Below are 809 nucleotides of genomic sequence, written 5' to 3' on the forward strand. Positions count from 1 at the left end.
TTGATGGAGGGCGCAATATTGATGAAGGGCGTTCTTTTGCAAGTGTGCAAACAGATTTAATCGAGTCGCATCAACATCAAGGACAGAGCCTTTCGATGTCTCATTTTACCAGCAACGAAAACTTTTGGGATGGGAATACGACAGATGTATTGGGCTATCGTCTAGGCTTGTTTGGGGGAAGCTCTCTAGCGAATTTTATGGGTATAGAGCGTGAGAATTTAAGGAGTCACGTTGCAAGTCCTTATACTCTTGATGAGAACCAAGAGGTTGTTTTGGAGAGCACTGGTGAAGGCGAGACGCGTCCAGTTAATGTGAGTGTTCTGTTTGCGATTAAGACATGAGGTGTAAGATGTCGACGATCTATGATTGGTCTTTAAATGCCTCCTTGAATGCCTATTGTGATGATTTAATAGATTGGTCAAAAGGACAACGTCCTAGTAGTCTGAATAATAGTGCTCGTGTGATGATGCAGCGTGTGCGTGAATATTTATCCGATACGAGTGGTGTGATTGAAAGCACTTTTACGGTTGATGCTGAACAACAGACGACGTTGATAAGACTTCAAAGCAAATCGCAATTTTTAGAGTATAAGAATGGGATATCAGTTTGTTTTAAAGCGAAGGGTAAGAATGTTGGGGAAACCGCAATTGCCTTGAATGATTTAGCCGCTAAACCTGTTTATAAGGCGACGGAATTAGGCATTCGTGCATTATCTGGAGGTGAGCTTCAAAGGGGGTGCATTTATAGCTTGGTTTATAGGGATCATGCTTGGCATGTTTTAAATCCTACGCCTCTCTCTTTATCACAAG

Annotated in this window: 2 pseudogenes; both read left to right on the forward strand. The window is 42.2% G+C overall.

The features are described 5' to 3' along the window. Positions 1-341: pseudogene (locus ACFILA_RS09685) on the forward strand (phage tail protein); the annotation flags it as partial. 8 nt (positions 342-349) lie between these two features. Beyond that, a pseudogene (locus tag ACFILA_RS09690) lies at positions 350-809 on the forward strand (phage tail protein); the annotation flags it as partial.

Source organism: Bartonella sp. CL71SXKL, assembly GCF_042194935.1.
Classification (GTDB): Bacteria; Pseudomonadota; Alphaproteobacteria; order Rhizobiales; family Rhizobiaceae; genus Bartonella.